The organism is Streptomyces sp. NPDC037401, assembly GCF_055602345.1.
In genome coordinates this window covers 139,013-156,818 of sequence record NZ_JBVJWO010000016.1, presented here as the reverse complement: position 1 = coordinate 156,818, position 17,806 = coordinate 139,013, and the positions used below count along the sequence as shown (strand labels likewise).

General features: G+C 68.3%; 16 protein-coding genes and 3 pseudogenes. 10 read left to right on the top strand and 9 right to left on the bottom strand.

Annotated features, from left to right (window positions below; translation table 11 throughout):
• The first annotated feature begins 238 nt into the window (after positions 1-238).
• Positions 239-889, top strand: a complete 651-nt coding sequence (locus ACZ7H1_RS19580; RefSeq protein ID WP_470788158.1) for a hypothetical protein — start codon at positions 239-241, stop codon at positions 887-889.
• An 852-nt stretch (positions 890-1,741) separates the two neighbouring features.
• Positions 1,742-2,209 (top strand): hypothetical protein, encoded by a 468-nt coding sequence (locus tag ACZ7H1_RS19575; RefSeq protein WP_470788157.1) that lies wholly within the window; start codon positions 1,742-1,744, stop codon positions 2,207-2,209.
• On the opposite strand, the gene ACZ7H1_RS19570 is transcribed toward ACZ7H1_RS19575, so the two are convergent.
• Complete coding sequence (locus ACZ7H1_RS19570) at positions 2,187-2,318, bottom strand: hypothetical protein (RefSeq protein ID WP_470788155.1); 132 nt, start codon at positions 2,316-2,318, stop codon at positions 2,187-2,189. The genes ACZ7H1_RS19575 and ACZ7H1_RS19570 overlap by 23 nt on opposite strands.
• A gap of 535 nt (positions 2,319-2,853) precedes the next feature.
• On the opposite strand from ACZ7H1_RS19570, the gene ACZ7H1_RS19565 reads away from it, so the two are divergent.
• The 4 genes from ACZ7H1_RS19565 (at position 2,854) to ACZ7H1_RS19550 (ending at position 4,615) form a co-directional block, all read left to right on the top strand.
• A complete protein-coding gene (locus ACZ7H1_RS19565; RefSeq protein WP_470788153.1) occupies positions 2,854-3,309 on the top strand; it encodes a DUF3592 domain-containing protein in 456 nt (151 codons plus the stop codon).
• A 303-nt stretch (positions 3,310-3,612) separates the two neighbouring features.
• Positions 3,613-3,834 carry a hypothetical protein gene (locus tag ACZ7H1_RS19560; RefSeq protein ID WP_470788220.1) on the top strand — a complete coding sequence of 74 codons (222 nt, stop codon included), beginning with the start codon at positions 3,613-3,615 and terminating at the stop codon, positions 3,832-3,834.
• A 218-nt stretch (positions 3,835-4,052) separates the two neighbouring features.
• A complete protein-coding gene (locus tag ACZ7H1_RS19555) occupies positions 4,053-4,358 on the top strand; it encodes a DUF6247 family protein (RefSeq protein ID WP_470788210.1) in 306 nt (101 codons plus the stop codon).
• Complete coding sequence (locus tag ACZ7H1_RS19550; protein WP_470788152.1) at positions 4,355-4,615, top strand: hypothetical protein; 261 nt, start codon at positions 4,355-4,357, stop codon at positions 4,613-4,615. Before ACZ7H1_RS19555 ends, ACZ7H1_RS19550 begins: the two co-directional genes overlap by 4 nt.
• A gap of 720 nt (positions 4,616-5,335) precedes the next feature.
• Here the strand turns inward: ACZ7H1_RS19550 and ACZ7H1_RS19545 are convergent.
• The 8 genes from ACZ7H1_RS19545 to ACZ7H1_RS19510 form a co-directional block, all read right to left on the bottom strand.
• On the bottom strand, positions 5,336-6,151 hold the full coding sequence (locus ACZ7H1_RS19545) for an ABC transporter ATP-binding protein (RefSeq protein WP_470788150.1): 816 nt from the start codon (positions 6,149-6,151) through the stop codon (positions 5,336-5,338).
• Positions 6,151-7,179 (bottom strand): FecCD family ABC transporter permease, encoded by a 1,029-nt coding sequence (locus tag ACZ7H1_RS19540; RefSeq protein ID WP_470788209.1) that lies wholly within the window; start codon positions 7,177-7,179, stop codon positions 6,151-6,153. The genes ACZ7H1_RS19545 and ACZ7H1_RS19540 overlap by 1 nt, the downstream gene beginning before the upstream one ends.
• Before the next feature lie 80 nt (positions 7,180-7,259).
• Complete coding sequence (locus ACZ7H1_RS19535; RefSeq protein ID WP_470788149.1) at positions 7,260-8,246, bottom strand: ABC transporter substrate-binding protein; 987 nt, start codon at positions 8,244-8,246, stop codon at positions 7,260-7,262.
• A 221-nt stretch (positions 8,247-8,467) separates the two neighbouring features.
• Complete coding sequence (locus tag ACZ7H1_RS19530) at positions 8,468-9,451, bottom strand: PLP-dependent cysteine synthase family protein (protein WP_470788148.1); 984 nt, start codon at positions 9,449-9,451, stop codon at positions 8,468-8,470.
• Positions 9,448-10,590: a histidinol-phosphate transaminase gene (hisC, locus tag ACZ7H1_RS19525; RefSeq protein ID WP_470788147.1), complete on the bottom strand. Its 1,143-nt coding sequence runs from the start codon at positions 10,588-10,590 to the stop codon at positions 9,448-9,450. Before hisC ends, ACZ7H1_RS19530 begins: the two co-directional genes overlap by 4 nt.
• A complete protein-coding gene (locus ACZ7H1_RS19520; protein WP_470788145.1) occupies positions 10,587-12,020 on the bottom strand; it encodes an MATE family efflux transporter in 1,434 nt (477 codons plus the stop codon). Before ACZ7H1_RS19520 ends, hisC begins: the two co-directional genes overlap by 4 nt.
• Positions 12,017-12,997, bottom strand: a complete 981-nt coding sequence (locus ACZ7H1_RS19515) for an ornithine cyclodeaminase (protein ID WP_470788144.1) — start codon at positions 12,995-12,997, stop codon at positions 12,017-12,019. The genes ACZ7H1_RS19520 and ACZ7H1_RS19515 overlap by 4 nt, the downstream gene beginning before the upstream one ends.
• Before the next feature lie 47 nt (positions 12,998-13,044).
• On the bottom strand, positions 13,045-14,442 hold the full coding sequence (locus tag ACZ7H1_RS19510) for an alanine racemase (protein ID WP_470788143.1): 1,398 nt from the start codon (positions 14,440-14,442) through the stop codon (positions 13,045-13,047).
• A gap of 389 nt (positions 14,443-14,831) precedes the next feature.
• Between ACZ7H1_RS19510 and ACZ7H1_RS19505 the strand changes: the two are divergent.
• The 4 genes and pseudogenes from ACZ7H1_RS19505 to ACZ7H1_RS19490 all read left to right on the top strand — a co-directional run.
• Positions 14,832-15,044: pseudogene (locus ACZ7H1_RS19505) on the top strand (CorA family divalent cation transporter); the annotation flags it as partial.
• A gap of 734 nt (positions 15,045-15,778) precedes the next feature.
• A complete protein-coding gene (locus ACZ7H1_RS19500; RefSeq protein WP_470788141.1) occupies positions 15,779-16,558 on the top strand; it encodes an alpha/beta fold hydrolase in 780 nt (259 codons plus the stop codon).
• A gap of 160 nt (positions 16,559-16,718) precedes the next feature.
• Positions 16,719-16,934, top strand: a pseudogene (locus tag ACZ7H1_RS19495) (DUF6431 domain-containing protein); the annotation flags it as partial.
• 510 nt (positions 16,935-17,444) lie between these two features.
• Positions 17,445-17,681: pseudogene (locus ACZ7H1_RS19490) on the top strand (hypothetical protein); the annotation flags it as partial.
• Positions 17,682-17,806 lie beyond the last annotated feature (125 nt).

Below are 17,806 nucleotides of genomic sequence, written 5' to 3'. Positions count from 1 at the left end.
GTTGCTCCGTTGCTCACCCGCCGCCAAGAGAACGGCAAGCTCCAGGCTGGAGCCGAGGGCACGAACCAGGTCCAGCGCATCGTCATGGCCTGCAACCCTGCTGGAGGCCTGACCCACGCCGGACGCGAGGTCTCCCGGTCCATGGCCGGGCGACCGCACGTGTTCCGATCGGCGGCGCACGCCCTAGGCTGTGCGCCGGTCGGCCCCAGGCGCGGGGGCCCAGGGGGCGGGGAACAGGATGTCCGTAGAACGTCACATAGCGGGGATGCTCCAGCAGATCGCCCGTCAGCAGGACATCGTCGAGATCGCCCCCCAGGGCACCACGCCGAAGGCGGCCGCCCTGGCGCAGGTGGCGGAGCAGTACGGCTACACGTACGGCATGGCGTACAGGACCGGGTTCAAGAACTCGCTCGTCCAGGTCCGGATGTACCGGGACCCGCAGCCCGATGCGCGCGTCCGCGAGGCGGCCACCATCAGCGCCCATCCGCAGGCGGGCAACGGCGGGACAGTGCCGGGGCTGGAGCAGGGTTCGCTGAAGCCGCTCCCCGAAGCGGTCGGTGCCGTGGCCGTGCTGAAGGACCTCATCACCTTCGACGTCATGGCCCTGTACGTCGTCGACCGGAGCCAGAAGGTGAAGGGCTACCTCGCCTGCGCGGTCCTGACCGTCCTCCTGCTCATCGACAGGTCGCCGGTCGAAGCGGTCGCTTCCGGCGGGGCGGTCGCGCTGATCTTCACCGTGGCGTTCAAGGTGGGCGCGATCCGCCGCGGGAAGATCGCACAGCGGCTGACGGACGCCGGGTTCCTCGCGGTGCGCGACGAACAGGGCAGCCGGCGGTTCCTGCGCCCGGGGCAGCAGTTGCCCGGCCGCACCAACCTGTTCGCCGCCTGAGGCCCCGGGCCTGCGGCGCGGACAGGACTGGGACACCGCTGGGCAGCTGCCCCCGGCCGAGCCCGCCCGGCTGCTCGGCGTGCACGCGTCCCGGGTGATGACGCGGCGCGGCTCCACCGCAGTCACCGACCGCGACTCCGCGATGGCGATCGTGGTGACCGCCATCAAGTCCACGGCGAAGGGCGGGATCGGCAGGCTCCGCGAGCGGCCGCGGGGAGAGGTCTGGGAAGCCCGGCGAGCCGTGGCGGGGCCTTCCTGCGGGCCCACGTGGCGGCCGGACATCCGCGCGTTGGTGAGATGCAACCGTTGGCATGGCGGTGTTCTACTGCGCGAAGTGCGGTGCCGAACTCACCTCGGACCTGCAGGAGCGTCGGGGCGTCCCGGATACCTCGCTGCATGACGGGGACCGGCATGCAAGACGCGGCTCGCGCCTTCGGCAATCCCGCGAGGCACCTACGCCATCGACGCCGAGCCCTGGGGCCCCCTCGTGGCCCCAGGCACCCAGGCGGTGTCCGCACTCGTGAGCCGGGCTCTTCTCATGCCGCCCGGCATGACCGAGATGGTGCCCACCGGCCCCCGGGACTCTGTCATCGTGCCCCCGGAGGACGCCCCGAGCCTGCAGCTGGCCGGCTCCCCGGGGATTTGATCCACGGCTGCTGCGGACCTCTCGGTACCGGGACCCAACATGACGTGCGTGTGCGGGGCGGGCGTGGCACCTCTTGCGGCGGACCGTATGGGTCCGCACGAGGGATGGCTCAGCCGCCCGGTAGCCCCAACTGAAACAGCGAGGCGAAATTTGTCTCATCGGCTATTTTCCGTGCGGCTCGAACCGGAGTTCCCTACCCTGCCCGGATGACAGAGAAATCCGAGAGGCTGATGCTGGTACGCGCGGGATTCGAGCGGGTCCATGTGGAGCACGACTGGTACGACGGCCCCAGGCGGGGGATTGCCGATGTCCAGGGGACAGCGCACTACTTCAGTGCGTTCAGTGCGAATCACGACCACTGGCATGCCGACGATCCCTACGACGACGAGTACCTGGTGTGGCCCATCGATGAAGCGTTGCTCTCCCTGGAGCGAGAGCAGTCCGCGATAGTGGCCGACTGGCACAGGCGTCTCGCCGAGGGCACCGCGACGACGGGCTTTCCTGTCCACGGTGGAGTCGACAGGCGCTACGACGAGCTGCAGGCGTTGCTCGGGCCCTGGCGGGAGGCACCCGCCGGTGCGCATCGGCTGGTGGCCGAGTGGAAGACCCCCGCAGAGGACCAGTACGACGCGGAAGCACCCGCTTACATGGTCAAGTGGCGCCAGGAGCGTTGAGAGCGGTGGCGCGCAGCCGCCGGGTCTGCTGGTCCAGTCGGTCCTGTTCCTGCAGGTCAGAGGCCATCCCGTCCACTGCCGGGAGCTGCTCGTTGATCTCCGTGATCACGACCACAGCGGAAGCAGGACACGTCGTGGTGGGCGGCTACGGGAACGAGCAGCGAATGGCGACATGGGTTGAGCACGGCGTGGTGATCGCACCAGGTCGGGTCGCTGCAGCCATCCGCCAGGCGTTGCTTCACCATGGCTGGACGCCCTGGCTGCGTGGCAGACAGGTCTCCTTGCGGTGCCGGGACAGGGCTCCTGATCTGGCCGATCTCAGGTTGATCACTTGGTGACCTGGACTGCGCTGCGAACGATGGCGGTCCGGAAACCGGAACGAAGACCCCAAGCCGTTTACCGGGACCAAGACAGCTCAGGAGATCCTCGAATCTCTCGCCTGCTCCGGCCGATGCGTCTCCGGCCCATGACAACAGGGCCTGCCCGACAGGCAATTGGCAAGGTGAGCGCGGTGAACGGGCCGGGTCGCCGCCTTGCTCCCGGCCGGGTACCGCCGGCCCCCGCTGTCTATCCTCACAGGTGGCGTCGGCCCAGCGCGCAGAAGCGTGATTCCGGGCCACCAATGAGGGATGAGGGATGCTGCTGTGGATACGGCGATCGGGTGGGCCTTCGGGGCGGTCGGGATACTGTTTGTGGCCGTGGGAATCGCGGTGCTCATCTACACGGCCCGCAAGGTCGTGGAGCGCAGGAAGATCCTGCGGGAGGGTCTCGTTGCGGAGGCCAGTTGCCTGGAGACGTTCGTGGTGCACCACTCGTCGCAGGGGCACGGGCAGAGCCAGCGCCGTTTGATCCTGGGGTTCCAGACGCCCGACGGGCGGGATGTGCGGGCCGAGGTGGTTTCGGGCGTGCCGCATGTGGTCGGGGACGTTCTTCCGGTGCGGTATCTGCCGCAATGCCCCGAGCGGGCGCTGCCGGCCGGAGCAGCATCCGGGATCGGGAGCGGCCCGATCCTGATCGGCGCAGTGATGGTGTTCATCACCTGCATCGGACTCTTCATCGCGACGACGGCCTTCAGCCTGGCCGCTTCGACGAGGTACTGAGGCGCCAGCAATAGAAGTCACACACCAATGTGTCGGTCCGCGTCCCCCAAGCTCCGTGTATCCGCTGACGGTTCGGGGGTGGTGAGGCACGCCGGTGCACGCCGGTGCACGGTACTGGCAGACCTTGCCGATGCCACCGGGCTGACCAGCGTGTACTCCACGCGCTGAGAACTCTTCGGCCGCGCGGTACAGGCCACGACCCTGGTGGGCCGCACGGAGGCCCTGCTCGCCGAAGAGGGCGTCACCGGGGCCGCGGTGACCGTCACGTACACCATGTGACGCACACGGTCTACATCACCTCCAATGCGCTGCCGCTGTGGGACGAAGCGGCCCTTCCTCCGGTCCGCCGAGCGGGCCGCCTGCCGGGAGCCCTCCGAGCGGCTGAACAACGACCCGGCCGGGTGGCCGTACGGACGCTTCGCCTTCCAGGGGAAGCAGCTCGCGGCCCCTGCGACCAGCCGTACCGTCCACGGCCTGGGATCCGGTGACGCTTCCTCCGGCTGCGCCCACGCCGGGCAACGGTGAGCCCGGCCGTCACATCACCCGTTCCCGAATCCGCAGACCGAAGCCGAGTACAAAGCGAACCGCCGGACCGCCGACGACTACGACCGCCAGGAGCAGGAGGCCGCCGACGAGATGAGGGCCTGCTACCCGCTGCCCGAAGAGGGCGAATGCCCGCCGAAATCCTCCTCGGCCGCCACGGCGGCGGCTACCGTGGCGGTGAGACCCGCCTGGAGGAGCCCGTGAGCGCCCAGCCCGAGCACACGCCCGTCCCGTCGTACGCGCCCGCACCCGGCGCCCCGGCCGAACTCCTTGCCCAGCTCCGCGCTGACCGGCGCGCGGAGCACTGGGTGCCGGCCTTCGAGCGGGAGTGGACGGCCGCGCTGGAGGAGTCCCGCCGGACGTTCTCCCTCGCCGGGCTATACGAGGTCGTCCAGGACTGGCAGGGCCGCCTCGCCCACGCCCCGGTGGTCGACGCGTTCGTCGCCTCCGGCTACGACGACAGCGAGACCATCGACATGGCGGAGCTGCGGGGAAGGCGCCGGTGACCGGACAGCCGTACGCGGTCCGCTTCTCCGCGCCGGCCGCGAAGGTCCTCGACACCCTGCCCGAACACGCCGAGGACACCGTGTGGGACGTCCTGGACGCCGCCGCGGCCGACCCGTGGGGCTTCCGGCAGTGGAACGCCGACGACCCCGAAGGCGAGGACGTGCGCTACGCCTCCGTCGGCCGGCTGTCCCTCACCTACTGGGTGAACATGCCCCTGCACCGCCTGACCGTCCTGAACATCATCTGGCTCGGATAGCCACCCGGTGACAACGCCCCGACCCTGGCATCGCAGCTGCCGGGGTGGGGCGTTTTGCCTCGTGGTCACGGCCGCATCCACCGGTGGCCACTCGGGCGGCAACGCGTATCAACCCATATCCGGCCCGTGGGAGCCCGGTTCGCGCAATTCGCTGCAAGCTCGTGGCGCCCGCACCGCGCGGCCCACGTGGCGACGACGACGTGCAGGCAGCGCGCCGGTGGTTGCGGCTCTCGTGCACCGAACCAGGCACCCATCTGCCTGCGTGGTGTCCGCACGGGTGCGGACAGGTGCGGAATCACCGGTCCTTCACGTCACCGTCCTTACAGGAAAGGCTACTCCGAATCCCCAATCCCCAACCCCCAAGCCCCGCCGGAGACTTCATGCCCGCCTGATCACCGTGTCGACGGGGTGCTTGCAGACCGGGCAGAGAAGCACGCCTTGCGGCCCGGCCTCGCGCTTGTTCACCCCCGTTTGCTGGACAGAACCTGCCCGCCTTGTCGTCGTCCCGTCCTTGCCGGTATCGGAAGGCTGGCCATCGGCGCGACCCGCGGGCGCGAGCAGAAGGGGCGGCATCGCAAGGACGTGACGCGGTATGTGGTCGGTTGGATGCCCCGGAAGGGCGCGAGTCGGCGTGCACATGAATATGGCGTGCATGCCGACAGCCGCCCTGAATTCGCCGACGACAGCGTCGAGGTCGTTGTGGTCGGCAGCTGATGAGCCCTACGGTGGATCGAGTTGCATCGCTTTCGTGGCAGTCGTTCGTGTTGCGGTGGATGCCAGGTAGGTGATGCGGAGGGTGCCGGTGGTGTGTTCGCGGTCGACGAGCACGTTGACGCCGTAGACCGACTGGATCAGGTCCGGTGTCAGCACGGCCTCCGGGGCGCCCGCGGCGGCCACCTGTCCGTGGTCGAGGAGGACGATGTGGTCGCAATACCGGGCGGCGAGGTTGAGGTCGTGCAGGGCGACGACGCAGGTGGCGTCCAGTGTCGTCAGCAGGTCGAGGAGTTCGAGCTGATGGCGGATGTCGAGGTGGTTGGTGGGTTCGTCGAGCAGGATCTCCTGGGGCTCCTGGGCGAGGGCTCGGGCGAGTTGGGTGCGCTGTTTCTCGCCTCCGGAGAGGGTGTGCCAGCTGCGGTGCTGTTTGTCGGTGATGTCGGTCCGTTCCAGTGCCGCGTCGACGATCCGACGATCGTGCTCGGTCAGGGCGTCGAAGCGGCCGCGGAACGGTGTGCGTCCGAGTTCCACGACCTGGCGGACGTTGACGTGGTTGTGGGCGGACACGTCCTGCTCGACTACGGCGAGCCGTCGGGCCAGCACCCGCCGACTGAGGTCGTCCAGGCTGGTGTCGTCGTAGCGGATGGTGCCGGTGTCGGGACGGCGCAGTCCGGCGAGCAGGCGTAGCAGTGTCGACTTGCCCGAGCCGTTGGGGCCGAGGAGGCCGACGGTCTTTCCGTCGCGGGCCGCCATCTCGATGTTGTCCAGAAGCAGGTGGCCTTTGACCGACCAGGAGAGTCGGGTGGTGGTGATGCGGCCCATCAGGACTCCAGACGCTTCAGGACCAGCGCGAAGGCGGGCGCGCCGAGAAGCGCGGTGATGACGCCGGCGGGCAGCTCGTGGGGTGAGAACGCTGTCCGTGCGAACACGTCCACCCAGATCAGGAAGATGGCGCCGACGATCGCGGACAGAGGCAGCAGGGAGCGGTGCATCGGGCCTGCCAGGATGCGGACGGCATGCGGGATGAGCAGCCCGATGAAGCCGATCGCGCCGGAGGCCGCCACGGCGGCCGCTGTGATGACCGAGGTCAGCACCATCAGCCAGGTGCGGGCCGCGGTGACGTTGATCCCCAGGGCGGCGGCGGAGTCCCATCCGAACGTGAAGGCGTCGAGGGCGGGCGCGAAGAACTGGATGGCGACCACTCCGATCAGGATGATCACGACGGTGACGGCCACCCCCTCCCACCGGGCGCCGCCGAGGGTGCCGAGCAGCCAGTAGGTGAAGCCGCGGGTGGAGTTCGCGTCCCCGCTGACCATGAGGATGACCGAGGTGACCGCGGCGAAGAACTGGGACACGAGTACGCCGGTGAGCACCACGCGGGAAGGGCTGGCGACGCGACCCCCGCCGAGCAGGAGCAGCAGCAGGCCGAAGGAGACCAGGCCGCCGATGAAAGCTCCGGTCGAGAGGGAGATGCTTCCGCCGATGCCCAGCAGGAGCACGGCGACCGCGCCGGTGGAGGCGCCGGAGGAGACTCCCAACAGGTAGGGGTCGGCCAGGGGATTCCTGGTGACCGCTTGCAGGACCGTGCCCGAGACCGCCAGGGCCATGCCGACGGCGGCGGCCAGCAACACCCTCGGGAAGCGCGACTCCCAGATCAGGGCGTCCAGCAGCCCCGGCAAGGGCGGGGTGGGGGCGATACCGCCCAGACCGACGTGCCGCAGGATCGTGGAGACGACATCGAGGGGCCGGATGTTCGCGCTCCCGAAAAGCGACGCCGCGACGACCGACACCAGCAGCCCGGCCACGGCCACGAAGAAGAGCGCTACCGTCGAGGCGCGCCGCGGACCCACCGGAACCGTTTCACGGCTGGTGACCGGATTCCCGGTGGGCGCGGCAGTAGTGTGTGAACTCGTCGTCATGGTGAAACAGTTCACCCGAGCTTGTTCAGGCCGTCGACCAGCGCGGGAACCACGGACGCGCTGCCGTAGCTGGGATCCATGTGGGAGCCGGGGACGGAGATGAACCGGTCACCCTTCACCGCGCTGAGCTTGCTGGTCAGGGGGTCCTTCTTGAGCAGGTCGATCTTTTCCTTGGCGGAGTCGTTGGGTTCGCCTCGGGTCAGGTCGGCCAGGATGATGACGTCGGGATTCCGGGCGGCGACCTCGTCCCAGCTCACCTCGGCCCACTTGGTCTTCGCGTCGGCGAAGATGTTCTGGACACCGACGAGGTCCGAGATGTGCTGCGGCAGACCACCGGGGCCCGCTGCCCACGGAGTGCCCTCGTAGGTGGAGTAGAACCACATCACCTTCAGCGGAGTGTCGCGCTTCTTGACGGCGCCCAGGGCCTTCTGCACTACGGCCTGCTGTTCGGTCGCCAGTTTCTCTCCGGCGGCGGGCATGTCCATGATCTTGCCCAGCCGGCGGTACTCCTCGTACAACATCTCGAAGTTCGCGCCTGCCACGCTCTCGTGGGACGAGCAGTCGAACTCGGTCAGGTAGGTCGGCACGCCCAGGTCGTGGAGCTGCTTCCGGTCGCCGGACTGCTCGGCGGTGAACATGCTCGCGAAGGAGCCGTAGACGAAGTCCGGCTGCGCTTCCAGCAGCTTCTCGTGTTTGATCTCCTGCCCGTGCGCGGACAGGAGCGGAATCTTCTTGTACTGCTGGGCGATCGCGTCCGGCGTCTTCTCGATCTCGTAGCCCGATCCGACGATCCGGTCACCCGCGCCCAGGTGGATGAGGATCTCGGCGGCGGTCTGGTTGAGGGTGACGACCTTCTTCGGCGCGGCCTTGTAGGTGACATCGGTGCGGCAGTTCTTGATGGTGAACGGGTAGGTCGTCGTCGCGCGCGTCCCCGTCGTCTGTGCCCGCTCGCCGGCATCGGCAGCGGTGTCGGCCGTGCACCCCGCAACCGCGAGCACCGTCAGGGCCGTAACTATTACGGTAATCGTTTTTGTCTTCATTAACAGGTACCAGTTCGTAGACGTGGGCTGAAGGGTCCTGGCGGCTCGGGGGGACCGACTGCCGGGAACACTCCACAGGCGGAGGGACGGCGTTTCGCGGCCGCGGAACGCCGCGGACGGCACATCGGTGAAACCGAGCGGATTCGCCAGGTGTTCTGACTATTCGATCGGGACGGGCGCTACCGCAGCATCGCGGCCAGCCGGTGGACGACCTGAGCGTCGAACAAGCCGTTGGCCGCCATCCAGTCGTCGTTGAACACGGTGTCCATGTACTTGTCGCCGCCGTCGCAGACCAGCACGACGATGGTGGTCCCGGGGCCCGCGCTCTGTGCCTGCTCCAAGGCCTTGTAGACCACGCCGCCCGCCGAACCGCCGATCAGGATGCCGAAGTTCCTGGCCAGGTAGCGGCAGGTCTCGAAGGCTTCCGAGTCACTGGCCTTGACCCCCTTGTCGATCAGTTCGTAGTCGACGACGCCGCCGATCTCCGAGCCTTCGGGCGTACCGGTGCCGGACTGGTGGTAAGGCGCGCCCTTGCCGCCGAAGACGACGGACCCCACCGGCTCGACGCCGATGATCTTCAGGTCCGGGATGCGTTCGCGCAGGACGCGGCCGGTGCCGCAGAGCGAACCACCGGTGCCGACGGCCCCGTACAGGTACTGGATGTCGTCGCCCAGGTCGTCGTGCAGTTCGCGGGCGAGCGGCCGGTAGCCGTTGGGGTTTCCCTGATTGCGGTGTTGCGCAGTCCAGTACGCGCCCTGCTCGGCCGCGAGTCGCTCGGCCACGGTGTCGCGTTCGGCGGTGGCGAGGCCTTCCTCGTCCCCGGCGACGTTGAGGATGTCGGCGCCGTAGGCGACCATGCCGCGCAGCTTGTCCGTGCTGGAGTGGTTGTCCACCACGGCGGTGAACTTGTATCCGCGTTCGGCGGCTATGAGCGCCAGGCCGAGCCCGGTGTTGCCGGAGGTGGACTCGACCAGCCACCCGCCAGGGGTGAGCAGCCCCGCCGCCTCCGCCTCGTCCACCATGTTCCTGGCCATGCGGATCTTGGCGGTGCCGGTGGGGTTGTACTGCTCCATCTTCAGCAGGACGGTTGCCGAACCGTCCGCAACTGACAGGTCGAGCAGGGGAGTTCGCCCTATCAGGTCAGATATCTTTCTTTTGATCACGGCTTGTCCTTCGTGCAGATCTCCGTCAGACACCGCACGAAGACGTCGTTGTCTCCGGGGGTCGACAGTGAGGCTCGGATGTAGTTCTCGTATCCCGGCTCGCGCCACGCCTTGACGATGATTCCGGCGCGGTGCAGCTCCTGGGCGACCCAGTCGGAGCGGCAGCCGGTGTCGATGAAGAGGAAGTTGGTCGAGGACGGGACCACGCGCAGGCCCGCGCCGCGCAGCCGGTCGGTGACCCTGGCGATCTCCGCAGCGGTCCGGCGGACCGTGTTCGCCAGGTGCGCGTGGTCGCCCAGCGCGGCGATGGCGGCGTCCTGGGCCGGCTGGTTGACGTTGTACGGAGTACGGACCCGGTCCAGTGCCTGGATCAGGGTGGAGTCGGAGGCGATGCCGTACCCCACCCGGACGCCCGCCAGGCCGTAGGCCTTGGAGAAGGTGCGCAGCACGATCCACGGCCGGTCCCGGCCGCGCAGGGCCTCGACTCCGTCGGGGTACTCGGGGTTGGGCCGGGCGAACTCGCCGTATGCCTCGTCGAGCACCAGCAGGGCCGATTCCGGGGTGGCGGCCACGACTTGCTCGAGGTGGCCGGCGCTGAGCATTGCGCCGGTGGGGTTGCACGGGTTGGCGAGGAAGACGAGTTTGGGGCCTGCGGCCAGCGCGTCACGCCAGGCGTCCGCGTCGAACCCGAACTCGGGGGTGACCGGGACCTTTTCGACCCGGGCACCCATGATGCGGGGGAAGATCTCGTGCAGGCTGAACCCGGGTGCCTGGGTGACCACCAGATCACCGGGATCGAGTACCGCCTGGCACAGCAGCTCCAGGATGTTCTCGGAGCCGTTGCCGAGCACGACGCGCTCGGCAGGCACGTCCAGGCTCTTCCCGATGGCCTCAGCGAGCCGTTTGCCGGTGGGGTCGGGGTAGCGGGAGACGCCGTCGGCGAGGCCCAGGCGGACGGCTGCGGCGACCGCCGGAGAGATGCCGAACGGGCTCTCGTTGTTGGAGAGTTTGATCACGCGGCGGGAGCCACTGAGGGCGGCCACCTCGTCCGGGTCGGCGCCGGGATCGTAGAGGGGCAGGCCCGCCACCTCCCTGCGTATCAAGGAGGCCGAAGTGGCTGGTGCGAGGGCGTGGTTCATGACGACTCCGGTTCCGGAACGGGTGCGCCGGCCGTCGCTCGCTGGAGCCGGTCGACGCGGCGCAGAAAGGCGACCAGCAGGATGGCGGCCGTGGCCGCGAGGCCGATGGTCTGGCCGATCCAGACACCCTCGACGCCCCAGTCGGCGGTCACCCCGAGCAGGTAGCCCGCGGGCAGCCCGATCAGCCAGTACCCGACAAGGGAGATCCGGAAGGGCCCCGCGGTGTCGCCGATTCCGCGCAGGATGCCGTTGCCGATGTTCTGCGTGGCGTCGAACACCTGCATGAGGGCGGCGATCAGCAGTCCGGTCACGGCCAGCGCGATGATGTCCGAGTTGCCGGCATGCTCGGCCGAGATGAACAAGGACACGATCGCGTTCGGGATCACCAGGTACACGACGGCGACCACCAGCGTCGCGATGACGCCCCAGCCCGTGCCGAGGAGCCCCATTCTGCGTGCTGTCACATAGTCGCCCGCGCCGTCGGCCTCGCTGATGTGGATCGACGCCGCGTGCGACAGCCCGGCGGAGATCATGAAGACGATGTAGACGATCTGGTTCAGCACCGTCTGCGCGGCCAGGGCATCGACGCCCAGGGAGCCGATGACCAGGGTCAGCACACTGAAGAACCCGGCCTCCGAGGCGTAGGTACCCGAGATCGGCAGGCCCAGGCGCCAGACGGACCGGACCGCGTCCCCCGACCAGCGCCGCGCATCGGGCGAGGTGAGGTACGGGCGCAGGACGCTGTCGCGCAGGATCACGGCGACGAACGCCAGGAAGGACAGCAGGAACACCGTGACGGTGGAGATCGCGACACCCACGAATCCGAATGCGGGCAGACCGAACTTTCCGTGGATCAATACGTAGTTCAGGCCGATGGTCACGCCGATCGAGGCCAGCGTGATGGCCAGCAGCGGGCCGGGCCGCTTGAGGCCGGTGGTGAAGTGCCGCAGGTTCTGGAACCACAGGCAGGGCAGCATGCCCGGCGCCATGACCATCAGGAACTCGCCTGCCTTGTCGACCACCGTCGGGTCCTGACCCAGCAGGACCAGCAGCGGACCGATCAGCAGGAGTGCCGCGCAGAACACCACACCGCACACGGTCGCCCAGAAGAACCCCGCGAACAGCAGCGCGCCGACGCGTTCCCGGTCGCCCCGCACCCGCGCCTCGGCGACCAGGTTGCTGACTCCGGTGACCAGTCCTGTCCCGGTGGTGCGCAGCTGGTTGAACAGCGCGATGGCCAGACCGGCGGCGGCGATCTCGACCGCGCCGAGCCTGCCCAGCATCACGATGTCCACCGTGGTCAGCGCGACATAGGCGAAGTTGGTCAGGATCAAGGGGAACGCGAGCTTGAGCAGCGTCCGCGAGTTCTTGACCCACCAGCCGGCGCCGGTCTCTGTCATGCCGGTCGTGCCGGTCGTATCGGTACTCACCAGAAGTTGACCTTTTCCCCGCGCCCGCCCGCCAGCGCGAGATCGGCCATGTACCGGCCCAGCGCGGCGTCAGTGACCGCCATACCGCTGTTGTAGGCGAAGACCACGTCGTCCGGATGGCGGCGTGCAGGTGCCCGGCCGAGCAGGATGTCCGGCAGTTGGGCATCCACGGACGGCAGGTTGCCGTCCTCGCCCCGCAGGTCGTCGCAGGTGGCATGCATCTGGGCGGTATCGGTGGCGATCCGGTAGTCCGCGCCATGGCACACGTCGGCGTGCACGCCATACCCGAGGAGTACCGCGACCGAGCCCGGCTTCATCCAGTCACGCCTGACCTCCTCCGTGACGGACAGGCCGGCGGCGCCGATCACGATGTCCGCCTCGCCGGCGGCCTCCCGGAGATCCTTGACGATCTCGACCTCGCGGCCGTCGACGCTGTCCTGGACCGCGCGCAGACCATCGGGGTAGGTGCCGCACACCTGCAACCGCTCCAACTTCGGCAAGGCCGCGAGCAGCATCGGCAGTGCCGCCTGCCCCTGGACACCGGTGCCGACGACCAGGGCGCTGCGTGCGTCGGGGCAGGCCGCGCGGGCGAACAGCGCGGTGGTGGCCGAGGAGCGCAGGGGTCCGAGCTTCACCACGTCCATCAGCGCGATGGGTGCACCGGTGGTGTCGTCGACGAGGAAGACGAACGAGTGGAACCGGTAACCGTCCCGGTTGCGGCGCGGGTCGAACTCGTAGACGGCCTTGAAGCAGACGGTGCCGCTACCCGCGTCCCTGGCCACCATCGAATAGCTCAGCGAGCGGTGGTCGGGATCGTCGATGATCGTCTTGACCGGGTTGTTGGAGCCGCCTTCGCGCAGTGCGCGGTAGGCCTGCTCGACGACCGCGATCACCTGTCGGCGGTCGAGGTCCAGTCCTTCTTGCTGGGACTGCGGCAACAGCCACAACTGCCCGGGTGGGGCGTAGTCTTGTGACATGCGAGGTCTCTCCTTCGTTGGCGGTCGCATCGGATTGGTTCGAGGTCTCATCGGAATCCGTCCAGTCGCCAGCGCGGCGGGGACCCGCCGTCACCGAGCCGGAGAACGGCCTTCAACGGCAGTGCGGCGTCATGGAACGGTGACTCGTTGGAGTCCATCTGGTAGCCGGCGGTGTTGAGGTAGGCCAGGTGGTCACCGCGCCGTACGGGCCGCGGGAAGCCGATCTTCCGCCAGGTCACCAGGTCGCTTTCCAGGCAGGTCGAGCCTGCGACGCAGGCCGGGAACATCTCGTCGGCGGTGGGCTCGGCGGACATCAGCAGCGGGTCGGGGAGATAGTCACTGTTGAACCACTGTTCGGAGAGACTGAAACTGCTGCCCGCGACGGTGACGATCGCGTACCCGTCGGTGTCCCGTCGGTCGTCGACCTGCTGGACGCGGTACATGGTGAATCCGGCCTGGTCCAACAGCGCCCGGCCGGGCTCGACGACGAACCGGATGCCGTTGCGTCCCGCCTTCGCCGACAGGCTCTCGCCACCGTCGACCGGGTGCGCCATGATCGCGCGCACTGCCTGGGCGGCGGGCTGCCCGCCGTACGGATAGAAGTCCTTGAAGTCCTTGGCCGCGTGGTAGTGCGCCGGCTCGTTCTGCTCAAGGAACTCGTCCCAAAGCCGCGGCTCGACATAGCGAACCGGCAACCCGCCGCCGATGTCGACCAGTTCCGCGCAGAGCGAGCCGCGCCGCCTGGCGTCGAGGCAGTGCTCGATCATCTCGTTCGCCGCCGTCGCGCGTTCCGCCGCGGAGTAGCCGTTCAGGTGGAAGGAGAATCCCCGGAGGCTGATCTGGTCGGCGAGTTCCGCGCACAGACCGACAGCGGCCTCGCGCTCGGCGGCGGACAGCCCGAAGCGGCTTCCCGGTTGGCCGGCCGTCCGGGACCGCAGCAGCACAGTGGCCTGCCGCCGCGCGAGCCGCGCGGTTGCCGCAAGCCGACGGAGTTCACTGATCGAGTCGACGGCGACCAGGCAGCCGTGCTGAACGGCGAGAGCGTGCAGCGTGTCGTCCTTCTCCGGGCCGGATATCCCGATCCGGTGTCCGGGCACTCCGCCGGCCAGGGCCTTGACCAGTTCGGGGGTACTGGCGACGTCGATCCCGACGCCGAGGGCGGCAGCCGACGTGACGTAACAGTCGGCCTTGTTCGCCTTCTTGGCGAACAGGATGTCGGCGGTGGCGCCCGCCTCGGCGAACGCCTGACGGAGTCCGACGACGTTCTCTTCGAAGATCTCGGGCAACACGATGTGCAGCGGTGACCCCAGGCCGTCCAAAAGGTCGGCCAGCAGGATGCGGTGATCCGCCAGGAGCGTGGAGACCGTGGGATGCCTGAGTGCGGTGAGCGCGAAGGGCCGGACTCCGGCCATCGGGCGCTCCAGCACCTGTCGTGAGATGAGCACCCCGTACTTCTATACGACTATGACACTCATTTTCAACAACGGCGCCGAGGAACGCCCCGCCTCAAGGGGGTGAAGAGGTGCAATTACCGCAGATCGGGTGTCCGATCCGGCGAATCCGTCAAGTTGTGGCGCGAGCTCCGAGCGCCCCACCGCGAGCACCGCCAAGCAGGCAGCGGGCACCTGTTCCTGCCCCCTGCCGCTGCGTCGCGTGGCCTGTCGTGACGCCCGGGTCACGGTGCCGACCGGCGGCGATCCTCCTTCAGGGGCAGGCTCCGCTGGGGAGGATCGGCCATATCGATCGGTAGCGCGGCGAAGGGCCGGAGAGGCGAATCGTTGCAGGTCAGAGCGCCTCTCTGGCCGATCTCCGCCGGTCGGTGCCGTGAGGGCGGGAGTTCAAGAAGATCTCCGCCTGCGCAGCGATCCTCTCAGCCCCCACCCTGGTGGGCACGATCTGCGGAATGAACCTCGAGACGATGTCCGAGCTCGGGCGGGTCCTGGGCTATCCCTTCGCCGTGGCACTGATGGCAGCGGTCTGCGTCGGCCTGTATCTGGTCTTCAAGCGGCGGGACTGGGGCGCCACGGGTGCGGCGTCACCGGCGTGAACGGCACGGTGGGCGGGCTGAAAGGGTTGAGGCGTAGGCGTAGAGGATCTCGGAGAATCCGTGCGCGCCGGAGTTGTCATCGTTTCGAACTTGCACGCCTGGAGGTTGATCCTGTTCATCGACCGGATGATCGACCTTGTCGAGAGAGCGGCCCGGCAGAAGTGCTGAACGAGATCGCCCTCAACACTTTCCTGGCGTGTCGGTGTTGAGTTGGGGCATGCTCAGCCGCCGAAACCTTTGGCGCATGCCCCTTGACCTGTGAGAACTCACCCGATGGCCTTCGCCTCCGCGGCGGAACGTCGGCGGTGCGTCGGAGACCTGCACATGGCGCTCCCTCTGCATGTAAGGCACAGCAGTGGCGTGCCCGATTTGCGTCATTCACTCGGCCGGCCTCTGAACTCCGCCCCGCGAGGCCTTCAACAGGCTCTACACGCCAGGACTGTGGCATGACGGTTCACATACCTGCGCCTGAAGAGCGCGGGCGGCCTTGGACTGGGGGGAGCCTGCGCTGCGTCGCTGTTGAGCGACGTGCTGTATGAGCAGGAACGCCTGGCTTGGCGACAGTCACGGTGGCGACTTTCGTGTGACAGGTCGGATGCGTTGGGTGCACTTCGTGTGCGACGACATGGTGGACACGAGGAACCGAACTGTGGCGGGCTACTCCTTGGGTTGGCCCCAGGGGGCGCCCCCCATCTCATCGCGAAGCGGACCCTACGTCCTCCAAGCTCGTCGGCATGCATGTCACCAGCCAAGACGGACTGCGCATCGCCTTCGAAACAGCAGGAGATGGACCGCCTCTCGTTCTGCTGCACGGATTCTTCGGTGACCGGTCCACTTGGTGGTCCGCCGGTCATGTCGAGGCCTTGGCTGACCGGAACCGGCTCGTTGTCATCGATGCCAGGGGGCATGGCGCAAGCGACGCACCCCACGATGTGGACAGTTACCGAATCGCCCGGCAGGTGGACGACGTCCTGGCTGTACTCGACGCACTCGCCATCGACCAGGCGGCCCTGTGGGGGTCAAGTATGGGCGGCATCGTCGCCTTGAACCTGCTCGCCGGCCATCCGGAACGAGTCGCCGGACTGGTCGTCGGTGGCGCCCACGCGGACCGGGCGGCGGTGGACCGGGCCGAGGTCGAGGCCGAGGTGCGACTCCTGCGTGAGCAGGGCACGGCACCGTTCATCCGCCAGATGGAGCGGCTCGGCACGCTGCCGGCATGGATGCGTACGACGATGCAGGAAGCCGACCCCCATGCCCTCGCCGCGCTGACCATGGCACTCGATACCCGCGACGGCGTCTTGGACACGCTGGCATCATCCACCAGCCTGCCGCCGTTGCTGCTGCTTGCTGGCGATCTCGACCCTCAACTTCCGGCTATCCGGCGCACTGCCGCGCAGATTCGTGGTGCCCGTCTGGCCGAGCTCACCGGCTGTGGGCACTTTCACACCTTTGCCAGGAGCAACCTCATTCTTCCTGTCGTCCGTCCGTTTCTGGAGAGTGTTCCCTTCCGCTGAGTCGCGCCAGAAGGTTGGTCCCAGAGCGGCATCAGGCTGTCTTGGGACAAGGACTCTGACCGGGGGATCCGAACATGATTGCTGGCCCGTCTGGAGAGATTCCGGCTGATTTGCTGGAGGTCAGGCGGAGGTACTGGTGCTGATCGTGGACTCGGACGGCATGCTGGTGGAACGCCGGCTGCGGGCTGGCGAACTGACGTGTCCGCCATGTGGGGCCGTACTCGCGCCGTGGGGTCATGGGCGGCCGCGGGAGGTCCGTGGTGATCTCGGATTGTGGCTGTTCGTACGTCCTCGCCGTTCGCGCTGCACCGGTTGTCAGATCACGCACGTCCTGGTGCCGGAGGTGGTCTGGCCTCGGCGGATGGATACGGCCGAGGTGATCGGCGCCGGGCTGGAGATAGCAGCCCTTGGGATGGGACACCGCCAGATCGCGGCTCTCCTGGGCCTGGCTGAGGGGACGGTCCGCGGCTGGATCCGCTGTTTCCGTCGCAGGTCCGAGGCCGTGCGCCGGTACTTCACCCCCTCTGGTCGCGCTCGCGGACGATCCGGTGATGCCCGACGCGGCAGGACGCCGGCCGTGGTGATAGATGAGTCGCACCTGCTCGACCACCAGGAGCTGGACGCGATCCGCATGCTCACCAACTACGACTTGGGACTCCACGACGCCGTTCGCGGTGTTGCTCATCGGCCAGCCCACCCTGCGCAAACGGATGAAACACGGCGTCCTGGCGGCCCTGGACCAGCGGATCTCGATCAGCTACCAGATGCCCACCATGAGCAAGGAGGAGACCGCCAGCTACATCAAGCACCACCTCACGATCGCCGGACGGCAGGACACGCTGTTCTCCGACGACGCCGTCGAACTCATCCACCTCACCAGCCGCGGCCTGCCCCGCTCGGTTACGGGCAGGCCGACAGCGCCGCCACCGCCGGACCGGGCATGCTTCTCAAGGCCTCCCGCTCCGGCCTCCAGCAGGGCGCCAATGACGTGGAGCAGGGCACTGCCGCCACCGCCGTCGTCTACGACGTCGCGCTGAGCGGCACGGGCGCCCCGTACCAGATGGGGCCCGCGGACGTGAAGGCCTGGGGGCAGCTCGACGCCCCCCACAGAGGACGAGCTGTCCCTCTTCTTCGAGGAGGGCAACCCGCTCGCGCGGGTGCAGGGCGGACGGGACCGCACCGAAATCTCGGTCGGCCACGGGGACCTCACCGTCCACCTGCCCACGGGCAGGGTCCTGTTCGCCTCGG